This window comes from Alphaproteobacteria bacterium, from assembly GCA_005883305.1.
Taxonomy (GTDB): domain Bacteria; phylum Pseudomonadota; class Alphaproteobacteria; order Sphingomonadales; family Sphingomonadaceae; genus Allosphingosinicella.
Genome location: VBAC01000001.1, coordinates 135194 through 158422, shown reverse-complemented (window position 1 = coordinate 158422; position 23229 = coordinate 135194). Strand labels below are relative to the sequence as shown.

Genomic DNA, 23229 nt, shown 5'->3' with positions numbered 1-23229 from the left:
CCCTCCTCTTCCCCTTTTCGAGAGGAAGAAGGAAGGCCCTTCGACAGGCTCAGGGCGAACGGACGTGGTGCCCAAACCCGTCAGCGCGCGGGCGTGGCCCGCGCCAGCTCCACGCCGATATAGGCGGGCGGGTTGTTGCCCCGCTTCACCTGCAGCAGCACGGTGTTGCGCCCGGCGCGGCGCGCCGCGTCGACGATCGAAGCTGCCGCCTCGGGCGTCGTGGTCGGCTGCTGGTTGATCGACAGGATGACGTCGCCGGCCTGAAGGCCCTTCTGCCCCGCGTCGCTGTTGGGATCGACCCGGCCGACGACCAGGCCGCGCACGCTGGCATCGCGGATATTGAGCCGCTGGGCCATTGACGGAGTCAGCGGCTCGACCGCAACGCCGAGGCTCTGCTGGGTCGAGCGCTGGCCGGACGATTCCGGCGCCGCGGTCGGCTTGCCTCCGCCGCCGCCATCGGTTGCGGCGCTGTCGTCCTCGATCCCGTTGAGCCGCGCGAGCTCCTCCTCGCTCGGCCGTTCGGCCACGGCGACGGTGACGTTGCGCCGCTGGCCCTGGCGGATCAGCTCGATCGGCACGCGCGCGCCGACCGCCTGCTGGGCGACGATGTAGGCGAGGGTCTGATCGGGAGTCACCGGCTGCCCGGCGACGCTGACGACGACGTCGCCCGGCTGGAGGCCGGCACGCGCGGCCGGGCCGCCCGGGGTGACCGAGCGGATCAGCGTGCCGCGGTTGCGGTCGATTCCGAGCGCTGCCGCGACTCCCTCGTCCACGTCCTGCATGCCGACTCCGATATACCCGCGCCGGACGTGCTCGCCTCGCCGAAGGGTTTCGACGATCGGCCGGATCTGCTCGGCCGGAATGCCGAAGCCGATGCCGACATTGCCGCCCGTGGGCGAGATGAGCGCGGTCGAGATGCCGATCACGTTGCCGTTGAGATCGAACATCGGGCCGCCCGAATTGCCCGAATTGATCGAGGCGTCGGTCTGGATGTAGCGGTCGTAGAGGCCGGCGCCGATGTTGCGGTGAAGCGCCGAGACGATTCCGGCGGTGACCGTGCCGCCGAGGCCGAACGGGTTGCCGATCGCCAGCACCCAGTCGCCGACCCGCACCCGCGTCGAATCGGCGAAGCGGACGAACGGCAGCGGCCGGGCCGGCGTGATCTTCAGCAGTGCGATGTCGGAGGCGACGTCGCGGCCGACCACCTCGGCCTCATATTCGGTGCGATCCGCGAGGGTGACGGTGATCTGCTCGACCACCGCGTCGGTCCGCGCCGGCGCGACGACGTGGTTGTTGGTGACGATGTAGCCGTCGGCCGAGATGATGAAGCCCGAGCCGAGCGATCCGCCCCGCTGGGTCACCGGGCCCTCGTCCTGGCTGTTCGGGGCCTCGCCGCCGAAGCGGCGGAAGAATTCCTCGAAGCCCGGCGGCATCTGCCGGCGCTGGGTGGTGACGCTCTGGCGAGTCGAGATGTTGACCACCGCCGGCTGGAGCCGCTCGGCGAGGTTGGCGAAGCTCATCGGCGCGCCGCCCGGAGCGGTGGCGGCGATCGTGCCGGGCTCGTTCTGCGCCGTCTGCGCGGTGACTGGGTTGAGGCTCAGTGTCGCGGCGGCGCCGCCGAGGAGAATGGCGCCGGTAATGCCATAGACGTAACGCACGGTCTTGCTTCCTTCCTAGATGCTCTGCCGGGAGCCCTCCGGCACTATTGCCACGCTATGTAAGGCGTCTGAACGAAGTTTGAATGATGGCCACCCCGGTTTTAGCGGCTGGCGCCCCTGAACTGCCGCAAATAGTCGTTGTTGGGCGACAGGATGATGCTCGATCGCCCGCGCGGGTTTTCCGCCGTGCCGGGCGACAGGAAGGTGATCTGGTAGGACTGCATGGCCCGCCAGAAATCGTAGAATTGCGGATCCTGGTTGAAGGCGCCGGCATAGGTCGCGGCGGCCTCCGCATCCGCTTCGGCGCGAATGATCTGCGCCTGGCGCTGGCCCTGGGCGCGGATGTTGCCGGCCTCCTGCTGCCGCGCCGTGCGCATCCGGTCGTAGGCCGATTCCAGGGTGGTGTCGGGAAGGTCGGCGCGCTTGATCCGAACGTCGACGATCTCCGCGCCATATTGTCTGGCGACCCGGTTCAGCGCTTCCTGGATATTGTCCATCATCTGCCCGCGCTCGGGGCTCAGCAAGGCCGCGAACGGGCGGCGGCCGAGCTCGTTGCGGAGCGCCGAGCCGAGGATCGGCTGAAGCTGCTCGCTGACCCGCGCCTCGGTCCGTGCCGACATGTACATGCGCAGCGGATCGACGATCCGGTAGCGCGCGAAGGCATCGACCTGAAGGCGCAGCTGATCGCTCGAGATCACCTGCTGGTTCTCCATTTCGAGCGACTGGATGCGCTTGTCGATCCACACGATCCGGTCGACGAAGGGCATGCGCACCGCGAGCCCCGCCCCGGTCTGGCCGAAATCCTCGTTCGGCCGGTAGCGGTTCAGGATTCGCTGCGGCTGGCCGAAGCGGACGACCACCGCCTGCTTGGTCTCGGGCACGATCGAGAAGGTGTTGGCGACCAGGATCAGCAGCAGGATCGCGACGAGCACGAGCGCGATCGGATTTCTCATCGCTCGGATCATCGCGCCGGCACTCCTTCGGCGGGAGCAGGCCTGGGGGCGCCGCGCGGCACCTCCGGGAGCGGCAGATAGGGCGTAACCCCGGGCGCCTCGATCACCGTCGTGTCGACCTGGGAAAGAATGCGTTCCATCGTCTCGTAGTAGAGGCGGCGCCGGGTGACCTCGGGAGCCGCGCGATACTGAGTGTAGATTTTCTCGAATTCCGCGGCGCTTCCTTCGGCTCGCGCCGTTTGCTGCAACGCATAGGCACGCGCCTGATTGATCGCGCTTTGCGCCTGCTGCTGCGCGGCCGAGACGTCGAGGAACGCGTCGTTGACCGCGGCGGGCGGCACCGATTGATTGATCGACACGCTCTGGATTTGAACGCCCGAGCCGTAATCGTCGAGCAGTTGCTGCATATTCTCCTGGACGCGCCGCCCGATCTCCGCCCGGCCCGATCCGAGCGCGTCGTCGAGGCTGACCCGCGCGAGCACGGCACGCATGGCGCTCTCGGCCACCTCCTGGATGGTTTGCTCGGGATTGGAGATTTGGAACAGGTAGCGCTCGGGGTTCTTGATGTTCCACCGAACCGTGTAGGCAAGATTGACCACATTCTGGTCGCCGGTCAGGATCAGGTTTTCCGTCTGGCCATCGGGAATGGTGAGATCACGGATCTCCTCGACGTCGATCACTTCGACGCTGCTGATCGGCCACGGCATGGTGAATCCGAGGCCGGGGCCGAGCGTGCGGGAATAATAGCCGAAGGTGGTGACGACGCCGCGCTCGCGCGAGTTGATCTGATGTGTCGTGGTCCACAGGAAGCACAAGGCGATGAAGGCGATCAGCCCGTAAAGCCAATAAGGCCTCCCGCTTTGCGGCATCCCGCCGCCGAAACGCTCCCGACCCCTCCTGAGGAGGTCCTCGAACGGATTGGGGCCGCCGTCGCCGCCGGAGGAGGGCCTTCGCCGCCGCTGCCCCCAGGGGTTGCGCGGACGACCGCCGTCTCCACCGGAGCCGTCGTCGTCGCCGCCGCCGCCCGGGCCCCAGGGGCCGCCTCGATTGTCGCTGAGCGATGCGCCGTCCCGCGCGCCGCGGCCGAAAATTCGTATCATGGACGGCCTTATAGGAAGGCCCCTTGCGGAAAAACAGTGCCAAGCCGCGATCCATTGCCTATCGCGCGGGCCGATGAGCGAAGAGCTTGAAAAAGTGCTGGCCGGGATTGCCGATGTTGGCGAGCGCGTAACGTTGGTACGGGTGAAAGACGCCGTCGCCACGATCATGCTCGACGCCACCGGCCTCTCCGCCGGGCAACGGGCCGAGATGGAGCATCAGGTGCGCGCCGCCACCGCCGGCCTGGCGGATGTCGCCGAAACCCGCGTGGCGATGACCGCCGAGAAGGTCCAGCGCACGATCATCGCCATCGGCAGCGGCAAGGGCGGGGTCGGCAAATCGACCGTATCGGCCAATATCGCCGTCGCGCTCGGGCGGATGGGAAAGAAGGTCGGCCTCGTCGACGCGGACATTTACGGCCCCTCCCAGCCGCGCATCATGGGCAATGCGAGCCGGCCCGAGCTCGCCGGCCAGCAGATCGTGCCGGCATCCACCCATGGCGTCAGGATGCTGTCCATCGGCCAGCTGATCGAGCCGGACACGGCGGTGGCCTGGCGGGGCCCGATGACCGCGAGCGCGCTTTCCAACCTGATGGAGGGCGACTGGGGCGATTGCGAATTGCTGGTCGTCGATCTGCCGCCGGGCACGGGCGACGTGCAGATGACCCTGATCCAGAAGTGGAAGCCGGCGGGCGCGGTGATCGTCTCGACGCCGCAGGACCTGTCGCTGATGGACGCCGCCCGGGCGATCGATATGTTTCGCAAGATGCACGTCGAGGTGATCGGCCTCGTCGAGAACATGGCGGGCTACACATGCCCCCATTGCGGCGAGGCCAGCGACCCCTTCGGCAGCGGCGGAGCCGAGGCGGCTGCGCTGACGATGGGAATCCCCTTTCTCGGGCGCATTCCCCTGCGCCTCTCAATCCGCGAAGCCTCCGACGCCGGCCGGCCGCCCGCCGCCGGCGAAGGCGAGGAAGCGGATATCTTCCGCGGCCTGGCCGTTAGGCTGCTCGAACAGGTTGAAGGAGCCGGCGATGCCGCTTGAGCGCGACGAGGACATTTACGAGCTGCTCGCCGAAACCCGGACGATCGCCATTATCGGCGCCTCCGACCGGCCCGACCGCCCGAGCTACGGCGTGATGGCCTTCCTCCAGCGCCAGGGCTACCGAGTCCTGCCGGTGAACCCCCAGATCACCGGCGAGCATATCCACGGCGAATATGTCTGGCGCGAGCTCGCGCAGATCGGCGAGCCGATCGACCTGGTCGACATCTTCCGCCGGCCGATGGCCGCGGGCGAAGCGGTTGACGAGGCGATCGCCGCCGGCGCCAGGGCGGTCTGGCTGCAGATCGGCGTGATCAACGAGGAAGCCGCGGCCCGGGCCGAAGCGGCCGGCCTCAAGGTCGTCATGAACCGTTGTCCCAAAATCGAAATTCCCCGCCTGGGAGTCCCGAAAGTCGATTCCGCGGCTTGATCCCGCGCCCCGCCTTGCCGACAAGGGTCGTCGGGCAAGGGGGAAGAAAATATGGAAGATTTCAGGTTCGGCAGAGCGTGGTCGCTCGGATATGCGCTGGTCACGCGCAAGCCGCTTTATCACGCAATATTGCTGATCGGCCTCGGCATCCTCGCTCCCATGGCCCTGCAACTCGGCATGGCCGGAACGCTCGCCGGGACGCCCAATCCCGCCTTGCTGGGGGCCAATGGCGTCGGGGCGGGACCGGCATACGGCGCCGCCTTGCTCGCCGCCGTCGCGCTGGGCTACGTTTTGCAGACGGCCGGCTATTTCGGATCGCTGCGCGTCGGCCTCGGCCGCGAGGCGTCGCTCGGCCCCGCTTTGCTCTTCGGGCTCCCAACGGGAGTGATGGCCGTTGCCATACTTGCCGGCGCGATCGCGATCGGCGCCGTCACCTTCGCACAGATGATGGCCCAGCCGGGCCTCGCGCTCCTGCTCGGAATACTCGCCGCGGCGCCGGTGATCGTGGCGTCGGCGGTGTTTTATACTTTGATGTCGGCGGTGATGGCGGTGGGTGTGGTGACTGTCCTGCTGCTGATGATGATGATCGGCGCAGCGACGGGAAATATCGGAATGGCGGCCACCATGGTCGGCGGCAGCGGTGCGATCGCGGTGATGCTGATCGCCTTGGGCCTCGTCTGGCTGTGGCTGACCGCGCGCCTGAGCTGCACGGCCGCGATCATGGCCGAACGCAAAAGCCTCAACCTCGTCGCCGCCGTTCGCGAATCCTGGCGGCTGACCTGGGAGGAGCAGTGGGGCATATTGCGCTATCTGGCGCTGCTCGGATTCGGGCTCCTCGCCGTCTTCCTCGCAGTGATGATCGTGGTCGGGCTCGGCGCGGCGGCCGCCCTTCAATTCAATCCCGCGCCGCAGCAGGGCACCGCGATCCTCTTCGCCATCGGCCTGATCGTCGGCATCCCGATCGCCTATCTCGGCGTGATGGTCCCCGGCGGAATCTTCCGGTCTCTCCACACCGCGACCGACGATGCGGAGATTTTCGCTTAGCTGCCCAGCCGGGTCGAGCCGCCCCCGGCGATATGGATGACGGCGCCGTCGAGCGAGGAAGCCGGAGTCAGCAGGCGCACCCGGCGGTTGGCGAAATCGACCGATACCCGCTCGAACAGCCCCAGCGCGTCCATGCCCAGCAGGATGGCGGGGCGGTCGAGAAGCTCGAGCGCGTTGAACGGGTGAACGTCGGCGAAGGCGATCGGCAGGTTGACGATGTCCGCGCCGCCGATGCGGATCCGGCGGGCGACCGTATAATCGGCGGTGAACTGGCCGCCGGTGACGCTGATCATCCGCACCTGGGCGGTCGGCCCGAGCCGGCTGCGGCGCTCCAGCGCGCGGCGCAGAGCGGTGTTGCCGACCGTGACCTGGGCGCCGGTATCGATGATCACGTAGACACGCTCGCCATCGACCGCCGCGTCCACCAGCATCAGCCGCCCGAAGCGGCTGCGCGCGGTGACCACGATCGTGCCTTCCGGCCAGCGCCCCGGCGACGCCTGGGAGGGCATCACCGTCATTTCGTGCCGCTTGAAATCGAACATCACGCGCTGCTGCTGGAGCGTGTCGACGCCGAGGATTCCGGCCGCGCCGAGATTGGTGCGGGCGAGCGCCGGGGCGTGGATGTCGTCCTCCATGGTCCGCTGGCCGATGCGAAGGTCGGAAACGATGACGGTCGGGATCTGGCTGACCTCGGTCATGCTGTGAACCGTGGCGGTGCGGCCCGGACCGAGCGCCAGATCGCGCGCCAGCTCCTCGGACACGACCGTCCGCTCCGAGCCGGTATCGACGATGAAATTGAAAGGCCCGTGAGCGCCGATGCTCACCGGTACGGTCATCCGCGTTTCGAGGACGTGGTAGTCGATCGTCTCCGTGCCCGGCTCCGGTGCCGCCGCTGGCTGCTGCTGGCCGCGAAGTGGGCTCGACAGGACCAGGGCGCAGGAGAGCCCCGCGAACCACAGGGAAGAAGGGCGGCGACTCATCGGCTTTCGATCCCAATCAGCAATCGAGCGGACGATAGGCCCTTTGGACGAAAAGCGGAAATCCCGTTCGACGAACGGCCGCGCTGCTTAGACGACGGCCAAGGCCCGTTCGCGCAGCCGCTCGACCGCCGCCGCGTGGATTCCAGGGGTGGCGACGAGCACGCCGAACGCCTCGCCCGAGGCGGTGTTGAAGGCGAGCGGCTGGCCAAGGGCCCCGCTCACCGTCGCTCCCGCCTCCCCGGCGATCAAAGCGGCGGCGGCGATATCCCATTCGAAGCCCCAGCGGAGAGTCGCGACGAGGTCCGCCTCGCCGGCGGCGACCATCGCGATTCGAAGAGCGATCGAATTCGGCTTGGCGACGGCGAGGAGATCGCTGTCCGCCTCGGGCAGAGTGTCGGAAGGGACGCGAGCGCCGGCGAGCTCCGCGCGCGGGCTGACCCTGATCGGCGCGCCGTTGCGCCACGCGCCCTCGCCACGCGCCGCGGTCCACAGCTCCCCCCTGACCGGCGCGGCCAGTACGCCAAGCACGGGAACGCGGTCCTCGACCAGCGCGACCGACACGCACCAGCCGGGGCGGTCGCGCAGATAGTCCCGGGTCCCGTCGATCGGATCGACGACCCACAAGCGCGGCTTTTCGATCCGGTCGGAGTCGTCGAGCGTTTCCTCGGAAAGCCATCCGGCGCCGGGATCGAGCGCGGCGAGATGCTCGCGCAGATAGGCGTCGACCTCCAGGTCGACCTCGCAGACCGGGTGGCCGGGCGCCTTCTCCCACTGCCTGTAGCCGCTGCCGCAGCGGCCGGCGGCGATCCGCCCGGCCTCCGCGGCGATTCGGGCCACGCGTTCAAGCACCGGCGACCGTCATCCCTTCCACTCTCAGCGTCGGGACGTTGATCGCCCGGCGATGATCGAGGTCGTCGGCGGGCACGAGGGTGCGGAACATGTCGATCAGATTGCCGGCGATGGTGATCTCGTCCACCGCCGCGCCGATCTCGCCATTTTCGATGACGAAGCCCGATGCGCCGCGGCTGTAATCGCCGGTGACCGCGTTGACGCCCTGACCGATCATCTCGGTGACGTAGACCCCGCGCTTTATGCCGGCAATAAGAGCCGAAGGGCTGACCGCCCCCGGCTCCATGTGAACGTTGGTTGCGCCGACGCCGGGGGATCCGCCGATGCCGCGCGCGGCGTGGCCGGTCGTCTCCAGCCCGAGCTGGCGCGCCGACGCGCTGTTCAGGAGCCAGCCGGTCAGCCTGCCGCCCTCGACCAGCCGGCGCGGCGCGGTGGCGACCCCCTCCCCGTCGAACGGCTTGGAGCGAAGGCCGCCGCGACGGTGCGGATCGTCGACGATGACGATTCCGGGCCCGAACAATTCCTCCTCCTCGCGGCCGAGCAGGAAGCTGGTGCGCCGGGCGATCGCGGGGCCGGACATGGCGCCGATCAGGCTGCCGATCAGGCTTCCGCCGACGCGCGGATCGAACACCACCGGCATGGTCCCGCTGGCGAGGCGGATCGGATTCAGCCGACGCACCGCGCGCTCGCCGGCGAGGCGGCCGATCGCCTCGGCCGAATCGAGATCCTCGAAATGGCGGACCGAATGACTGGCATAATCGCGCTGCATCGCGCTGCCGGTCCCCGCGATCACGCTCGCCGAGGCCGAATAGGAGCTGTTCGTATAGGCGCGTGCGAAGCCGGCGCTCGTCGCGAGGGCAATCACCATCCGGCCGGCGCCGATGCCCGCGCCTTCGGAATTGGTCACGCCCGGCACGGCGCGGGCGCTTTCCTCGATCGCGGTAACGAGCTCGCGAAGCGCGACCGGCGACGGATCGCCGCCGTCGTCGGCGTCGATGTCCGGCCCTTGGCCGCGCATCAGCCGATCCTCGGGCGCGAGACCCGAATCGGGATCCTCCGGGGCCTCGCGGGCCATCGCCGCCGCGCGCTCGACCAACGCCGACAGAGCCTCGGCCGACAGATCCGAGGAGGAAACGCTCGCCGAGCGGCGGCCGAGGAAGAAGCGAAGGCCGATCTCCTCGCCCTCGGAGCGGGTCACGTCCTCGAGCGCGCCGAGCCGCACCTGCACCTCGGTCGAGGCGTCCCCGATGTAGAGGACGTCGGCGGCGTCGGCGCCGGCCTTCACGGCGGCGTCGATCAGCGCCGCGGCGCGCGCTTCGGCTTCCCGGGGATCAAGCATGGCGGGGCGGTAGCAACTTCAGGCGTTGCCGACCACCCAGCAGGCGGCGAACATCAGCAGGCCGGCGAAGCGGTTCGAGCGGAACTTGGCCAGCGCGTCCTCGCCCGCCTCCGGCTTCAAAGTCGCGGCCTGCCAGGCGAGGTGGAGCGCCATCGGCGCGAGGGCGAGCAAAGCGAACCATTCGCGGCGGACGAAATGGAGCGAAGCGGCCCAAAAAGCGAGCGCGACCAGATAGCAGAGGGCGATGCCGGGCCGGGCGTGCCGCCCGAGCGCGAGGGCCGAGGAGCGCACTCCGACCAGAGCGTCGTCTTCCTTGTCCTGAAGTGCGTAGATGGTGTCGTAGCCGATCACCCAGAAGACCGCCCCGCCCCACAGCAGCCATGCGGGCGCATCGAGATCGCCGCGCACCGCCGGCCACCCGACCAATGCGCCCCAGGAGAAGACCAGCCCGAGCCAGGCCTGCGGCCACCAGGTGATCCGCTTCATGAACGGATAGGCGGCGACGAGGGCGAGACTCACAAGCGCGACGATCTGCGCCGTCCGCTGGAGCTGAATGAGCACGACGAGGCCGATCAGGGTCATCGCCACGAGCAGCACCCATGCGCCCTTGAGGGAAACGCGGCGGCTCGCCAGCGGCCGCAGCCGGGTACGCTCCACCTTGGCGTCGAGATCCTTGTCGACGATATCGTTGTAGACGCAGCCGGCGCCGCGCATCGCCCAGGCCCCGAGCGCCAGCCAAAGGATCAGCCGCCAGCCCCCCTGCCCCATTCCGGCCAGCGCCACGCTCCAGGCGCACGGCCAGAACAGCAGCCACGCCCCGATCGGCCGGTCGAGCCGGATCAGCGAGGCATACGGGCGCATGGAGGCCGGGAGCGCGCCGATCAGGCCGCGCTGCTCGCTGTCGGGGACGATGTCGGTCGCGTCTGACATTGAAGGACCAGTGGCAATAGCGGGCGGCAAAGTCGAGCGGCGGCAGGTCGCGGGCTTGCATTAGTGCAACCATTGCACTAGAAAGATAATCGTGCCGCGGCTCCACCGCCTCTCCGCCACCGAGATCGCGATGTTCTTCGCGGATCACAATCCGCCACACTTCCACGTTCTCGGGCGGGAAGGAGCGGCGCAGGTGCGGATCGACACGCTGGAGGTGATCGCGTCGAGCGGCCGGATCGACCTTCGCGAGGGGTTGGACTGGGCGGCTGAAAACCGGCCGCTGCTCGAACGCAAGTGGGCCGAATATTCGGGAGAAGGGCAATGAGCATCGGCAGGCTGGAGAGTGCGATCACGCGCAACGGCTCCATCCTCGTCCTCGCCTGGGATGACGGATGGCGGGCGGAGGTCGATCTCGGCCCGATCGTCTCCGGGCGCCCCGCGCTGGCGTCGCTCGGCGATCCCGAGGTTTTCAATCGCATCCACCTCGCTGAGGACGGCTGGTCCGTCGAATGGCCAAGTTGCGGAATCGATTTCGGCGCCGCGCAGCTCAGGCGCTGGGCGGACGAGCAGTCGGGCGAAGCGATGCCGGCGACGGCTTTCCGCGGCTGGATGGAGCGCAACCATCTGACGCTGGACGGGGCGGCCGAAGCGCTCGGACTCTCGCGCCGGACGATCGCTTATTATCTAAGCGGCGAGCAACCGGTGCCGAAAACGGTGATGTTGGCGACCGAAGGCTATGACAAGCGGCAAGCGGCCTGAACGCGCGTGCCTGCCACCCCCGCCTGGCCACCGCACAGCCTGCCGCGCCTGTTCGTTGATCATGCGCTGAGAGAGGGCGCGAGCATCACTGTCGAGGGCACCTATCTGGGCGCTGTCCTTCGTCTCGCGCCGGGGGACAAGGTGAAGCTGTTCGACGATCGCAGCGGCGAATGGCTCGCGGAGATCGCTGAGGCGGGGAAGAAGCGGACGACGCTGGTGGTCGGCGAGCGGCTTCGCGAGCGCGAGGCGGTTCCCGATCTCTGGCTCCTCTTCGCGCCGGTCAAGCGGGGGCGGATCGACTGGCTGGTGGAGAAGGCGACCGAGCTCGGCGTCGCGAGCCTTCGGCCGGTGGTGACCCGCCGGACGATCGTCGAGCGGCTGAACCTGGAGCGCCTGCGCGCCCATGCGGTCGAGGCGGCCGAGCAATGCGAGCGCACCGCGCTTCCGGCGCTGGCCGAGCCGCGAAAGCTCGAGGCGGTTCTCAAGGACTGGCCCGCGAATCGCGCGCTCTACTTCGCCGACGAGGGCGGCGGCGAGGCGTTCGTGGCGGCGCCCGGCCCGGCGGCGATCCTGATCGGCCCGGAGGGCGGCTTCACCGACGAGGAGCGAAACGCGATTCGCGCCCTGCCTCAAGCGAAGCCCGTATCGCTCGGCCCGCGCATCCTTCGCGCCGACACCGCGGCGCTCACCGCGATCAGCCTGTGGATGGCGGCGGCGGGGGACTGGCGCAGCCAACCCCGGCGCGGCTAAGGGCGCTTCATGACTACGCGCACGGAAACCGGGGGCAAGGCCGAGCGCCTTATCGAAAGCCGCGACGATCTGCTCGCCACCTTCGCAAGAGGCGAGAAGCCGGCGGAGGCGTGGACGATCGGAACCGAGCACGAGAAGCTCGTCTTCCGCTGCGCAGATCATCGCGCGCCTTCCTATGACGAGCCGGGCGGGATCCGCGACCTGCTCGCCGAGATGACCGCGTTCGGCTGGGAGCCGGTGATCGAGGGGGGCAACGTCATCGCGCTGACCGGGCCGGACGGGGCCATCAGCCTGGAGCCCGCGGGCCAGCTCGAGCTTTCGGGCGCGCAGCGCGAGCACCTCCACCAGACCTGCGCCGAGGCGGGGCGGCACCTCCAGCAGGCCAAGGCGGTCGGCGAGAAGCTCGGCCTGTGCTTCCTCGGTTTGGGGATGTGGCCGGACAAAACCCGCGCCGAGCTGCCGGTCATGCCCAAGGGCCGCTACAAGATCATGCTCGATTACATGCCGAAGGTCGGAAGCCTCGGACTCGACATGATGCTTCGCACCTGCACGATCCAGGTGAACCTCGATTACGCCTCGGAAGCCGACATGGCGCGCAAGTTCCGCGTCGGCCTGGCGCTTCAGCCGCTGGCCACCGCGCTGTTCGCCAACTCGCCCTTCACCGAGGGCAGGCCCAACGGCTTCCTCTCCTTCCGAAGCCATATCTGGTCGGACACCGATCCGGACCGGACCGGAATGCTCCCCTTCGTGTTCGAGGACGGCTTCGGCTACGAGCGCTATCTCGACTACGCGCTCGATGTGCCGATGTACTTCGTCTACCGCGACGGGCGCTACATCGATGCCTCAGGCCAGTCGTTCCGCGATTTTCTCGACGGGCGCCTGCCGGCCCTCCCCGGCGAAAAGCCGCGAGTCTCCGATTTCACCGACCATCTTTCGACGATCTTCCCGGAGGTCCGCCTCAAGTCCTTCCTCGAGATGCGCGGGGCCGACGGCGGCCCCTGGAGCCGGATCTGCGCGCTCCCCGCTTTGTGGGTCGGCCTGCTCTACGACGAGGGTGCGCTCGATGCCGCCTGGAACGAGGTGAAGCATTGGAGCCTCGACGCGCGCCAGCGTCTTCGCGATGCGGTGCCGAAGCAAGGCCTCGCGGCCGAGACGCCCGATGGCGAGACCCTCCAGGAACTCGGCAAGCGAATCCTTGCTTTCGCCGACGCCGGGCTCAACGCCCGCGCGCGGCTCAACAGCTCGGGCGACAACGAATCCGGCTTCCTCGATCCGCTGCGCGAAGTGCTGGCCTCGGGCAAGACCCCGGCCGAGCGTCTGCTCGACCGCTTCCACGGGGAATGGGAAGGGGATATCTCCCGAGTCTACCAGGAGGAGAGCTTCTGATGCCGAGGACCGACGCCGAGCGCCGCAAGCTTTATCCTCCGATCGAGCCCTATGAGCACGGCCGCCTCGACGTCGGCGACGGGCACAGCCTCTATTGGGAACGCTGCGGAACGCGCGGCGGCAAGCCGGTGGTCATGCTCCACGGCGGGCCGGGTGCCGGCTGCAGCCCCGATCACCGGCGCCAGTTCGACCCCGAGCGCTACGACATCTTGCTGTTCGACCAGCGCGGCTGCGGCCGGTCGACGCCGCATGCGAGCCTCGAGGCGAACACCACCTGGCATTTGGTCGAGGACATCGAGCGGCTGCGCGAGATGGCCGGGCACGAGCGCTGGATGGTCTTCGGCGGCTCGTGGGGCTCAACGCTCGCGCTCGCCTACGCCCAGGCCCATCCGGATCGCGTGACCGAGCTCGTTCTGCGCGGAATCTTCACGTTCAACCAGACGGAGCTCGACTGGCTCTACCAATACGGTGCGTCGGAGGTTTACCCGGACAAGTGGGAGGAGTTCCTGGCGCCGATCCCGGAGGCGGAACGAGGCGATATGGTCGCCGCCTACCACAAGAGGCTGACAGGCGAGGATTCGGCCGTGCAGCTCGAAGCGGCCAAGGCGTGGAGCCGGTGGGAGGCGGAGACCGTCACCCTGCTTCCCCACCCCGAAGTGATCGAGGAGCATAGCAGCGACGATTTCGCCATCGCAATCGCCCGGATCGAGAATCACTACATGATCAACAAAGGCTGGCTCAGGGAGAACCAGCTGATCGAGGGGGCGGCGAAGCTGCGCTCGATCCCCGGAGTGATCGTCCAGGGCCGCCACGATTGCTGCACCCCGCCGGCCGCGGCCTGGGCGCTGCACAAGGCCTGGCCCGAGGCGAAGCTCGAGATCATTCCCGACGGGGGTCACCTGTTCAACGAGCCCGGAGTGCTCGACGGCCTCATCCGCGCGACCGACGATTTCGCGGGCTGAAGCCGTTACTTCGCCGTAACTGGCATCCCGGCGCACCAGCGGCTAGGACTTTGCTCCTGACCGAATCGTATACAGGGGGACCATCCGATCATGCGCATCGCGACCATCGCCGTTTCGCTCGCCGCTCTCGCCGCCACGTCGGCACTTGCGCAGGGGCCCGGCGCCCCGCTGACCGTCACCGGCGCGCTCGAGGATAGCGACGCGAAGGGCGACGAGGATCATCGCTACGACGATCATCGAATCCGCCTCGAAGCGGGCCAGCGCTACCGGATCACGGTCGAGGCCGAGGGCTTCGACACGGTCGCCCGGCTGATGCGCGACGGTCAGGAAGAGCCGGTCGCCGAGAATGACGATTATGGCGAGGGGCTCAATTCGCGGATCGCCTACAGCCCGGCCGAGAGCGGCGACTATATCCTTCGGGTCACCGGCTTCGCCGCCGAGGCGCGCGGCCCCTATACCGCCAGGGTCGAGCAGGCCCCGCCGCTCCCGGCGCCCATTTCCACCGCCGGGACCGCGGTCAGCACGACCGGCACCTGGTCGCTGTGGGAAGGCGCGCTCGCCGACACCGATCCCGATCGCGACGGCCGGCACTATGTCGATTATCTGGTCCATTTCGATGCCGGCCAGCGCCGCTTCGTCTCGCTGGAAGCGGTCGGCGACTGGGATCCGATGATCGAGATCCTCGCGGCCGCCGAGCGCGAGGGCGATGCGGCCGACCAGGACGACGACAGCGGCGTCGGCCTCAATTCGCTGCTCGCCTTCCAGGCCGAGGAAGCCGGCGACTATATCGTTCGGGTGACCTCGTTCGGCGAGGGCTCCACCGGGCGCTACCGCCTGTGGGTCAGCCAGTAATCATTCGGCGGCGACCGGCGCCGCGGAAGAGGACGAACGCGGCTTGAGCCAGTTGATCAGCCGCGGGATGGGGCCGTTGCGCTCCATCCACCCGGCATATTCGATATAGGCCGGATCGGAGGAGAGATGCCGCTCCTCGGTCCGCGCGCGCCAGTAATAGACGCCGCTGACCATGGCGAGAATCGCCGTGTTGCGGATCGCATCGAGCGCGCTGCCACTGGCAGCGAGGAACGGCAGCATCGCGAACCACCAGAAGAGGTTCTTCGACAGGTAGGCCGGGTGCTTCGACCAAGCGTAAGGCCCGTTGGTGAGGATGCCGCGATTCGTGAGGTTGGAGAAGCGGGGGCCGAAGGCGACGGTCGCCCAGGCATAGACGCCGGTGAGGAACACCAGCCACGCCCCGAACAGGGCCGAGACGAGCGGATAGCTGTAAAGCCAGGCGGTCCAATCGCCGATTCCCGGATGATAGTCGAGCGGCCCACCGTTGGTCATCAGAACGAAGGGCGGGTAGCAGATCAGGGCCGCGGTCCAGCTCGCCGCATAGGGGTTGGCCGTTCGAATATGGGCGTCGAGCGGCTTGAGCGTCAGCACGTAGCCGACCGTGGCGAAGGTCACGTCGATCATGAACATCGATGCGATCAGCCAGTTGGCGAAATTGACCGGGCTCGCCGTGATCCAGTCCGAAGTGGGCCGAATCGCCTCCACCCAATTGCCCGGGACGATCGCGATCATAAAGGCCAGGAAGAAGCCTTTCACCGCCCAGGCGCGGAAGAAATGGTGCAGCTCCTGCCGATCCGCGCGCTCGCCATGGCCGATCAGCCACTGGCCGAAATGCCAGGCCCCGTCGCGCGGCTCCCTGAGGCGCCGGTCGATCCACAGCACGTAAGGAACCGACAGGACGAGCATGGGCACGATCGCGATTCCAAGCACGTACATCGAGAAGAGGTACTGGCCGGACCAATACCAGCGGCCCACGCAGTAGAAGCCCGCGATGGCCGCCCAGATGCCCCACAGGCCGGCGATCTTGGCGAGGCTGATGTCGAGGCTTTCCGAAAAAGGGCGCGGCGGCGAATCCCAGTCGATCCCGGTCGAAGGATTGCGGTGCACCTTGTCGACCAGCAGCGACCAGAGGACCATCGGCACGCCGCAGGCGATCGCCGCGGTCAGCGCCGCGAGCGGCCCGACCATGCCGTAGCCGCGCGCCACGGCGCTCCAGGCAATGAGGCCGAGCAGCCCGACCACGCCCGTCATCGTGCTCACGGCCGAGCGCGGCCGCGGATCGTGACGGAAGGTGGCGGCGACTTCGAATGAAGGATTGAGCGGCGCGTTCATGCCGCGGTTCGTAGCGCAAAGTCGTAAGCAAGCAGTGAACGCAAGCCCGGCGAAGAGGCTCGGCACCTTGAATTCCAATACGGATGCAACGGGGTAGCGGGTAAGGGATTCTTAAAGCGATCGTGGCGCAATGCTTCTTCCGCAACTGGAGTGGGCTCCGAAAGGAAGCAGCATATGTTCGTCGAGGATTGCGTGGTGGAGACGGGTTTCTCCTTTTCGCACGCCGTGCCGCCTCCGCCGGAGCGCCGCCAAAACGAGCGCCACCTGAAGATCCTTCGCGTCGGGACGCTGATCGTCGACGGCCGCCGCGAGCTCTGCCTCATTCGCAACATTTCGGCCGGCGGAGTGATGGCGCACGTCTACTCGCGGCTGCAGCCGGGAGCGCCGGTTTCCGTCGAGCTCAAGACGAGCCAGCCGGTGGCTGGTCGCGTTATCTGGTTCCGCGATTCCAATGCCGGGATCAAGTTCGACGTCCCGATCGAGATTTCGGAGCTGCTCGCCAACCCGCCGGTGCTCGAAAACGGCTGGCGCCCGCGCACGCCGCGGGTCGAGATCGACTGCCTGGCGACGCTTCGCGCCGGCTACCGCACCTATTGGGTCCAGGCGCGCGACGTTTCCCAGGGCGGGATCAAGGTGGAAACCGACGAGCCGCCGGAACCGGACACCCCGGTCGTGCTCGATCTCGAGGGGCTCGGCGCGGTCTCCGGCGTGGTCCGCTGGTCGCAGGGCACGAGCTGCGGCATCGCCTTCAACCAATTGGTCCCGTTCGGCGAGCTGATCGCCTGGCTCAAAACCCTGAAATAATCAGCGGCGGACGAAAATCGCCGAACCGGCCGACGCTCCGTCCTGGGACGTGATGCTGCCCTGAAGCGTGTTCGCGTTGGCGAAGCTCAGATCGAAATTGTCGGGCGAATAGGTGCCTTCGCCGGCGAGCAGCCTAGGGTCGCGGCAACCGATCGTCACGCGCTGGCCTTCGCGCCGGAGCGTGCATTGCTCGACGGCGCGGCTTTGTCCCCGCTCGCCATTGTAGGTCACCGTGAGCGGCCCCCGATTGCGGCGGACCTCGAGATCGCCTTCGTAGACCACGCCGTCGATCTGGAAGCGGGCGTGCCAGCGGCCGTCGGTATCGGCGCTGAACGTGCCGCGGACGGCCATGATCACGATCGCGACGCCAACCGCGAAGATCAGGGCGCAAACGATCGCGCTGCCGATCAGGTTCTTGCCGATCTTGCGATGCTCGAGAACGCTTTCCTCCGGATTTTCCGGATTGTAGCGAACCTGGGGAGTCGATCCGACCGGATAGGGGGCGAGGATCGCCTCCGCCGCGCCGCGCGTGGTGGTGGCCGGCATTCCGAAGCGGATGGTGCGGCCTTCGCGCTCGCGGCCATTGACCGAATAGACGTAGCGAATCGCCGGGACGTAGTAGGAATGGTGGGAGCGCCCCGCACCGCCGTTCCTGAGCTGGATGTCGATGTCGGTGACCCGGCCGGCGGCAGTCGGCCAGCGCTCGGCAGCCTGCGAGCGCGAGCGCGCCCGGCTGTGGGCCAGCGCGCTCCACAAAGCGCCCGCCAGGCCGACGAGCGCGACGAAGATGCCGAGATAACCGATCGAATCCATGCCCGCCCCCTGCCTTGAGGGGCGAATAGGCCAGCCAAGCCGGTATCAGTAAAGGGGGAATCCGCGCGGGCACGCAGGCGGAGGGTGGAGCGGGTAGCGGGAATCGAACCCGCGTCACAAGCTTGGAAGGCTAGTGCTCTACCATTGAGCTATACCCGCGCGACCGGCGCCCCACTGCCACCTGAGCCGCGCCCGCGTCAACACCGGCCCGTATCGAAACAAGATTGGCGGCGGCGCGGGTTCTTCGCGACTTCACCGGCGACTGCGCCTATAACGCGCGTGCGGGCAAGTATTCACATAGGGGGAATGTGGACGTCTCACGATCCGGTGCGCCAGCCGCGAATCGCGGCGATGGGGGGAATGGCGCGATCCCGCCGTTCGAGCGGATCGTGGCCGATTACGGCCCGCTCATCTCGCGCATCGCCATGTCCTACGAAGCCGATCCCAGCCTGCGCGAGGACCTGACCCAGCAGATCTTCCTCGCCGTCTGGCAGGCGCTGCCCAGCTTTCGCGCCGATTCGTCGCTGAAGACGTTCATCGCCCGAGTGGCGCAGAACCGGTCGATCTCCTTCGTCACCAAGCAGGTGCGCCAGCCGCCCGTCGCCGAGATTCCCGAAAAGCTCGAGGCGGACATGCCCAATCCCGAGGACAATGCGATCGAGGCGAGTGAGCGGCGCTCGCTGATCGAAGCCACTCGCCGGCTTCCCCCTCCCCAGCGCGAGGTAATCATCCTCGTGCTCGAGGGATTCGACTATTCCGAGATCGCCGAGATGCTCGGAATCGCCCCCAATGCGCTGGCGCTGCGCCTGTCGCGCGCCAAGGCCGCGCTCAAATCCATGCTGGAGCAAACCGGATGACCACGGATCTTGACCTCGATCGGCTGGGGGACGTTTGGCGCCAGCAACCCGATCCAGCCGAGATGGAGAAGCTGAAGCGCAGCGCCGCCTCGGTTAGCCGGCGCGCGCGCCGGGCGCAGCTGTTTGACATTGCCGCGGCGACCGCGGTCGCGGTCGTGGTCCTTTTCATCGTCTTCGCATATCCGCAGCGCACCACGGTTCTGATGGGATCGGCGGCGATCCTCGTCCTGCTTTACGGCAACATCCGTTCGCGACGGGTCCGCCAGCTCGAGCTTCGCAGCCTTACCGGGACGACCGAGAACATGCTCGACCAGTCGACCGAACGACTCGAGGCCAGCCTGAAATACAATCGCGTCACGCTGATCGCATTCGCCCCCGCGATCCTGGTCGGCCTCCTCTTTGCGGCGAGCGCGAATCTATCGTCCGACCATAGCCTCGTCTTCCTGATTCGTTCGTTTCCGATGCTCCGTGTGCTGCTCGGCGTCGGTGGGCTCGCCGCAATCGCGGGATTCGCCATCTTCCTGCTGCTCTCGATCCGTCGCATCCGACGCGAATTGCAACGCCTCGCGGCAATGCGCGATTCCTTCCGCGAGGAGCGAAAGTCGAGCAATTATTAGCAACTATTCCCACGCCGTCGACAAACAAGGCCCGATTAGCGAAATATAAACCTCTCCATGCGAAGAGCATCTTTCCTACGAAGCCAATAGCTCTGGGGAAGGGAAAGCAATGGACAAGATTCGTTTAACGGTCGAAGAGCTCCCCGAGCTCGACACGGAAGTCGCAATCGCTGGCTCCGTCAAGCAACAGGAAGTCGGCGGTGGCATTTGTCTCGGCGTCGCTGCCGGAATCGCGCTCTATCTGGGCACAGCCTGAATTTTCGCCGACCGGCCGACGAGCCACGCGAGCGCCCGAACGTTCGCGTGGCCGTGGCCTCTTTAGCAAGTTCGCAAGGTTCGCCAGCTAGAAGCCGCGAATGCGCAATCCCGCACAAAGCTTCGAACATTGGCTTGCCGACCCGGCCGCGCGGCGGACCACCCAGCGGCGCGTCGACGCATGCGCCGCGCGCTGGGGGCGCGGCCCGGTCCACGCCCGTTTCGATGCGGCGATGGCGGCCCTGCCCTGCGAGACCGCCGAGGCGATCGCCGACGCGATGCTCGGCCTCTTCTCGGACGGCGCCTGGCTCGACACGCTGATCGGAAGCCTCTCCGCCGAGCTCTCGGTCGACCCGTTCTTCGAGCCGCCCTTCCCGCCCCTCGCCACCGAGGTCCATCACGGCCTCATCGTCTTCGAGGACCCGCGCCTGACGATCGCCGCCGGGGTGATGGCGATCGGCGCACTCGCCGCGCGCAAGAGCCGGCCGCGCGGCGCCACCTCGGTCGGCCTGAGCGGGCGGATGAGCGTGTTCAAATTCCTCAACGCCGGCGATGCACGCATCTCGCTCTGGGAAGCGCCCCAGGTCGGCGCCGATTTCAGCGCTGCGAGCGCCGGATCCTGCGTCCGCACCGGGGAGCGGCGGCTCGCGGACGGCGACGTCCTGATTATCGATGGCCGGCGGCAGAGCTATGTCGTCGAGCACGCCCGCTCCAGCCTGCTCATCCTCCAGGCCGAGATCATGCTCGATCAGGCGCCGGTCAGCGTCGAGTTCGATTCCGCGACCGGCCTTTATGTCGGCTGCAGCGCCAATGGCGACGGGGCCTCGCGAATCCAGATGCTGACCACGCTCCTGCGCAAGCTCGAGGCGCCGCAGGCCTTCGCCGCGATCGCCGGTTTCCTCGACCACGAGGATTTCTTCGTCCGCTGGCACGCGATGCGCGAGTTGCTCGGAATCGACCTCGCGGCGGCGCTGCCCCGCCTGCGCGCGATGGCCGCGGGCGATCCGCACCCGGAGCCGCGCCGAGCGGCGGGCGCGCTGATCGAGCGGATCGAAGCCGGCAATTCCAGAAAGGCCGCCTGACGTGCCACGCGTAATCCCCTGCGACGAGGACGATTCGATCGAGCTCGGCGACCTGATCGCCGCGCTCAACGAGGACGGCTTCGATCCCGGCGACGAGGACAGCTTCGCCGCGGCGGCGCCGCTCCTGAAGCGCCTCGCCAACAATCGCGGCTTCCTCGCGGACATCGCCGTTGCCGAACTCAAGGACCGCTGCGCTCGCCAGGGCATCGATAACCGCTACAGCAGCCAGGTCATCATGCTTCACCGGGCGTCGGAGAAATATTTCATCCGCGCCAATTTCTGGCCTTCCGAGCGCGACAGCGTGTTCAAGACGAGCGGCAATTCGCCTTTCTTCTACCACGTTCCGCACGACCACAATTTCTCGTTCCTCACCGTCGGCTATCTCGGCCCCGGCTATTGGAGCGAATATTACGAATATGATTTCGGGGCAGTGACCGGAATCCCGGGCGAGAAGGTGGACCTGAGGTTCGTCGAGAAATCGCGGCTCGAGCCGGGCAAGGTGATGCTCTACCGGGCGCACCGCGACGTCCACAACCAGCTGCCGGCCGACGACATGTCGGTTTCGATCAACATCATGCACGCCTCCCCGAGCCTGGCCTTCCTCAACCAATACCGGTTCGACGTGAAGACTTGCGAGATCGCCGAAATCCTGAACAAGAGCTCCACCGAGGCCTTGCTGGCGCTTGCGGCACAGCAGCGCGACGGAAACGGCCGCGACCTGGTCGAGCATTTCGCGGCCGGTCATCCGTGCGAGCGGATCCAATTCGCGGCGCTGCGCGAGCTCGCCGCCGCGGAGCCGGACGTCGACTCGGCGATCGAGCGGCTCGCGGCGGGCGCCGGCGCCAGCCGGTTCATCGCCGCGATGAGCGCCATGGAAGCCGCCAGGATCTCCGCCGGCCGCGGCTGGATCGAAGGCGGATCAGCCCAGAGCGCGCCCTGACATCTCGCCGTCGCGCTCCTCGATCACCCCGGGGACGATCCAGCGCACCTTGCCCAACGATTGATCCTCGATTTCCGCCTGCTTGGCGCGCACCGCGTCGCTCACCGCGTCTTCGCGGGCCTCGCGCCAGGGACCGGTGAGGACCGAGGTACGATACCGATAGCGCACGTCGCTCTCTCCTCCCGCCATCCTAGTCTCGGGACCGAGTCGAATCTTTCGCCGCCTTAACCAAAATATTCGCCGCGGCCGCGGCGCGCCGCCTTGCCCTTCGATCCGGGTCTCGTAGAAGCGGTCGCCATGGCGGCAAGGATGGCTTCGGCGCTGCGGCGCTTTCTCGACAGCGAGGCGCGCGGAGGCCTGCTGCTGATGGGGGCCGCCGCCCTCGCCTTGCTCGCCGCGAACAGCGGCGCGGCCGGCGCCTATCGGGCGCTGCTGGACAGGCCGCTCGGACCTTTGACGGTGCATTCGTGGGTCAACGACGCGCTGATGGCAGTCTTCTTCCTGCTCGTCGGCCTGGAGATCAAGCGCGAGCTCGTCTCGGGCAACCTCGCGACGTGGCGGGAACGGCGCCTGCCGCTGGTCGCCGCGGCCGCGGGCATGGCCGTGCCGGCCCTGATCTACCTGGCGGTCGCCGGCGGCGATCCGGCGCTTCGGCGGGGCTGGGCGGTTCCAGCGGCCACGGACATCGCCTTCGCGCTCGGCGTTCTCGCGCTGCTCGGGTCGCGGGTGCCGGCCGGGCTCAGGCTCTTGCTGGCGACCATCGCCATCGCCGACGATCTCGGCGCCGTCGCGATCATTGCGCTGGTCTATACCCAGAGTCTGAACCTTGCCGCGCTGGCGGCGGCCCTCGCCCTGTTCGCAGGGCTGTGGCTCGCCGGCCGGCAGGGCCTGTTCCACATCACCCTGTTCGTGCCGGCGGCGCTGCTGCTCTGGTATCTCGTGCATCTCTCCGGAGTCCACGCGACGATCGCTGGCGTGATGGCGGCGCTGGCCGTCCCCAGCCGCGGCGGCGAAAGCTCACCCCTTTACCGGCTGGAGCACGACCTCGCGCCCTGGGTCGGCTATCTGATCCTGCCGTTGTTCGGCTTCGCCAATGCCGGAGTCGCGCTCGGCCTCGGCGGACTCGGGCTCGCCTTGCCGCTGGCGATCGCGCTCGGCCTGTTCCTCGGCAAGCAATCCGGGATTTTCACCGCGATATGGCTCTGCGACAGGCTCGGCGTGGCGCCGCGCCCGGCGGCAAGCGGGTGGCGGCACATTTACGGGCTCTCGCTCCTGTGCGGAATCGGTTTCACCATGAGCCTGTTCATCGGCGCACTCGCCTTCGCCGGCGATCCCGAGCGCGTCGAGCAGGCCAAGGCCGGCATCCTGCTGGGCTCGCTGCTCTCGGCATTGGCCGGCTATTTCGTGCTGCGTTGCGCGCCCGCGCCCGCGCAAGGCGGCGACGAATCCCCTCGCCCTGCCGCAAGCGATTGACCTCTCGACCGAAAGCGTCCCCGGC

25 protein-coding genes and 1 tRNA gene are annotated in these 23229 nt (G+C 67.8%); 15 read left to right on the top strand and 11 right to left on the bottom strand.

The features are described 5' to 3' along the window. Nucleotides 1-80: 80 nt before the first annotated feature. The 3 genes from E6G92_00750 to hflK all read right to left on the bottom strand — a co-directional run bounded on the left by E6G92_00750 (nucleotide 81) and on the right by hflK (nucleotide 3711). A complete protein-coding gene (locus E6G92_00750; protein ID TMJ18420.1) occupies nucleotides 81-1658 on the bottom strand; it encodes a Do family serine endopeptidase in 1578 nt (525 codons plus the stop codon). Nucleotides 1659-1759: 101 nt separating this feature from the next. Continuing rightward, nucleotides 1760-2623 (bottom strand): protease modulator HflC, encoded by an 864-nt coding sequence (locus tag E6G92_00745; GenBank protein ID TMJ18419.1) that lies wholly within the window; start codon nucleotides 2621-2623, stop codon nucleotides 1760-1762. Continuing rightward, on the bottom strand, nucleotides 2620-3711 hold the full coding sequence (gene hflK / locus E6G92_00740) for an FtsH protease activity modulator HflK (protein ID TMJ18418.1): 1092 nt from the start codon (nucleotides 3709-3711) through the stop codon (nucleotides 2620-2622). Before hflK ends, E6G92_00745 begins: the two co-directional genes overlap by 4 nt. Nucleotides 3712-3784: 73 nt before the next feature. On the opposite strand from hflK, the gene E6G92_00735 reads away from it, so the two are divergent. The 3 genes from E6G92_00735 to E6G92_00725 are packed head-to-tail and all read left to right on the top strand — an operon-like array spanning nucleotide 3785 to nucleotide 6224. Continuing rightward, nucleotides 3785-4753, top strand: a complete 969-nt coding sequence (locus E6G92_00735; GenBank protein ID TMJ18417.1) for an Mrp/NBP35 family ATP-binding protein — start codon at nucleotides 3785-3787, stop codon at nucleotides 4751-4753. Continuing rightward, nucleotides 4743-5180 carry a CoA-binding protein gene (locus E6G92_00730; GenBank protein TMJ18416.1) on the top strand — a complete coding sequence of 146 codons (438 nt, stop codon included), beginning with the start codon at nucleotides 4743-4745 and terminating at the stop codon, nucleotides 5178-5180. The genes E6G92_00735 and E6G92_00730 overlap by 11 nt, the downstream gene beginning before the upstream one ends. Before the next feature lie 51 nt (nucleotides 5181-5231). Continuing rightward, a complete protein-coding gene (locus E6G92_00725) occupies nucleotides 5232-6224 on the top strand; it encodes a hypothetical protein (GenBank protein ID TMJ18415.1) in 993 nt (330 codons plus the stop codon). On the opposite strand, the gene E6G92_00720 is transcribed toward E6G92_00725, so the two are convergent. The 4 genes from E6G92_00720 to E6G92_00705 all read right to left on the bottom strand — a co-directional run bounded on the left by E6G92_00720 (nucleotide 6221) and on the right by E6G92_00705 (nucleotide 10322). Continuing rightward, nucleotides 6221-7204: a hypothetical protein gene (locus tag E6G92_00720; protein ID TMJ18414.1), complete on the bottom strand. Its 984-nt coding sequence runs from the start codon at nucleotides 7202-7204 to the stop codon at nucleotides 6221-6223. The genes E6G92_00725 and E6G92_00720 overlap by 4 nt on opposite strands. 87 nt (nucleotides 7205-7291) lie before the next feature. Next, the gene (locus E6G92_00715) at nucleotides 7292-8053 is read right to left on the bottom strand and encodes a 3'(2'),5'-bisphosphate nucleotidase CysQ (protein TMJ18413.1); all 762 of its coding nucleotides are present in this window, start codon (nucleotides 8051-8053) and stop codon (nucleotides 7292-7294) included. After that, a complete protein-coding gene (locus tag E6G92_00710) occupies nucleotides 8046-9392 on the bottom strand; it encodes a TldD/PmbA family protein (GenBank protein ID TMJ18412.1) in 1347 nt (448 codons plus the stop codon). Before E6G92_00710 ends, E6G92_00715 begins: the two co-directional genes overlap by 8 nt. 18 nt (nucleotides 9393-9410) lie before the next feature. Beyond that, the gene (locus E6G92_00705) at nucleotides 9411-10322 is read right to left on the bottom strand and encodes a 4-hydroxybenzoate octaprenyltransferase (GenBank protein ID TMJ18411.1); all 912 of its coding nucleotides are present in this window, start codon (nucleotides 10320-10322) and stop codon (nucleotides 9411-9413) included. Nucleotides 10323-10413: 91 nt separating this feature from the next. Between E6G92_00705 and E6G92_00700 the strand changes: the two genes are divergently transcribed. The 6 genes from E6G92_00700 to E6G92_00675 all read left to right on the top strand — a co-directional run bounded on the left by E6G92_00700 (nucleotide 10414) and on the right by E6G92_00675 (nucleotide 15031). After that, a complete protein-coding gene (locus tag E6G92_00700) occupies nucleotides 10414-10647 on the top strand; it encodes a DUF4160 domain-containing protein (protein ID TMJ18410.1) in 234 nt (77 codons plus the stop codon). After that, the gene (locus tag E6G92_00695; GenBank protein ID TMJ18409.1) at nucleotides 10644-11081 is read left to right on the top strand and encodes a DUF2442 domain-containing protein; all 438 of its coding nucleotides are present in this window, start codon (nucleotides 10644-10646) and stop codon (nucleotides 11079-11081) included. The genes E6G92_00700 and E6G92_00695 overlap by 4 nt, the downstream gene beginning before the upstream one ends. Before the next feature lie 6 nt (nucleotides 11082-11087). After that, on the top strand, nucleotides 11088-11831 hold the full coding sequence (locus E6G92_00690) for a 16S rRNA (uracil(1498)-N(3))-methyltransferase (GenBank protein TMJ18408.1): 744 nt from the start codon (nucleotides 11088-11090) through the stop codon (nucleotides 11829-11831). Between the two features lie 9 nt (nucleotides 11832-11840). Beyond that, nucleotides 11841-13217 carry a glutamate--cysteine ligase gene (locus E6G92_00685; GenBank protein ID TMJ18407.1) on the top strand — a complete coding sequence of 459 codons (1377 nt, stop codon included), beginning with the start codon at nucleotides 11841-11843 and terminating at the stop codon, nucleotides 13215-13217. Beyond that, on the top strand, nucleotides 13217-14179 hold the full coding sequence (pip, locus tag E6G92_00680; protein ID TMJ18406.1) for a prolyl aminopeptidase: 963 nt from the start codon (nucleotides 13217-13219) through the stop codon (nucleotides 14177-14179). Before E6G92_00685 ends, pip begins: the two co-directional genes overlap by 1 nt. A gap of 90 nt (nucleotides 14180-14269) precedes the next feature. Further along, complete coding sequence (locus E6G92_00675; GenBank protein TMJ18405.1) at nucleotides 14270-15031, top strand: hypothetical protein; 762 nt, start codon at nucleotides 14270-14272, stop codon at nucleotides 15029-15031. Here the strand turns inward: E6G92_00675 and E6G92_00670 are convergent, their stop codons facing one another. Further along, nucleotides 15032-16282: a DUF1295 domain-containing protein gene (locus tag E6G92_00670; GenBank protein ID TMJ20634.1), complete on the bottom strand. Its 1251-nt coding sequence runs from the start codon at nucleotides 16280-16282 to the stop codon at nucleotides 15032-15034. A 255-nt stretch (nucleotides 16283-16537) separates the two neighbouring features. Here E6G92_00670 and E6G92_00665 point away from each other — a divergent pair, with 255 nt between their 5' ends. After that, on the top strand, nucleotides 16538-17167 hold the full coding sequence (locus E6G92_00665) for a PilZ domain-containing protein (GenBank protein TMJ18404.1): 630 nt from the start codon (nucleotides 16538-16540) through the stop codon (nucleotides 17165-17167). On the opposite strand, the gene E6G92_00660 is transcribed toward E6G92_00665, so the two are convergent. Both E6G92_00660 and E6G92_00655 read right to left on the bottom strand, forming a co-directional pair. Continuing rightward, a complete protein-coding gene (locus E6G92_00660) occupies nucleotides 17168-17980 on the bottom strand; it encodes a DUF3592 domain-containing protein (protein TMJ18403.1) in 813 nt (270 codons plus the stop codon). It lies immediately after the preceding gene. Between the two features lie 85 nt (nucleotides 17981-18065). Further along, nucleotides 18066-18139: transfer RNA gene (locus E6G92_00655), tRNA-Gly, on the bottom strand. A 53-nt stretch (nucleotides 18140-18192) separates the two neighbouring features. Between E6G92_00655 and E6G92_00650 the strand changes: the two genes are divergently transcribed. The 4 genes from E6G92_00650 (at nucleotide 18193) to E6G92_00635 (ending at nucleotide 21731) form a co-directional block, all read left to right on the top strand. Next, nucleotides 18193-18837, top strand: a complete 645-nt coding sequence (locus E6G92_00650) for a sigma-70 family RNA polymerase sigma factor (protein TMJ18402.1) — start codon at nucleotides 18193-18195, stop codon at nucleotides 18835-18837. Then, nucleotides 18834-19454: a hypothetical protein gene (locus E6G92_00645; protein TMJ18401.1), complete on the top strand. Its 621-nt coding sequence runs from the start codon at nucleotides 18834-18836 to the stop codon at nucleotides 19452-19454. Before E6G92_00650 ends, E6G92_00645 begins: the two co-directional genes overlap by 4 nt. 356 nt (nucleotides 19455-19810) lie before the next feature. After that, a complete protein-coding gene (locus E6G92_00640) occupies nucleotides 19811-20791 on the top strand; it encodes a HEAT repeat domain-containing protein (protein TMJ18400.1) in 981 nt (326 codons plus the stop codon). Between the two features lies 1 nt (nucleotide 20792). Further along, nucleotides 20793-21731, top strand: coding sequence for a transposase (locus E6G92_00635; GenBank protein ID TMJ18399.1), 939 nt, complete (start codon nucleotides 20793-20795; stop codon nucleotides 21729-21731). Here E6G92_00635 and E6G92_00630 read toward each other — a convergent pair. Further along, the gene (locus tag E6G92_00630; protein ID TMJ18398.1) at nucleotides 21711-21899 is read right to left on the bottom strand and encodes a hypothetical protein; all 189 of its coding nucleotides are present in this window, start codon (nucleotides 21897-21899) and stop codon (nucleotides 21711-21713) included. The genes E6G92_00635 and E6G92_00630 overlap by 21 nt on opposite strands. A gap of 129 nt (nucleotides 21900-22028) precedes the next feature. Here E6G92_00630 and nhaA point away from each other — a divergent pair, with 129 nt between their 5' ends. Next, nucleotides 22029-23204 carry a Na+/H+ antiporter NhaA gene (nhaA, locus tag E6G92_00625; protein TMJ18397.1) on the top strand — a complete coding sequence of 392 codons (1176 nt, stop codon included), beginning with the start codon at nucleotides 22029-22031 and terminating at the stop codon, nucleotides 23202-23204. Nucleotides 23205-23229 lie beyond the last annotated feature (25 nt).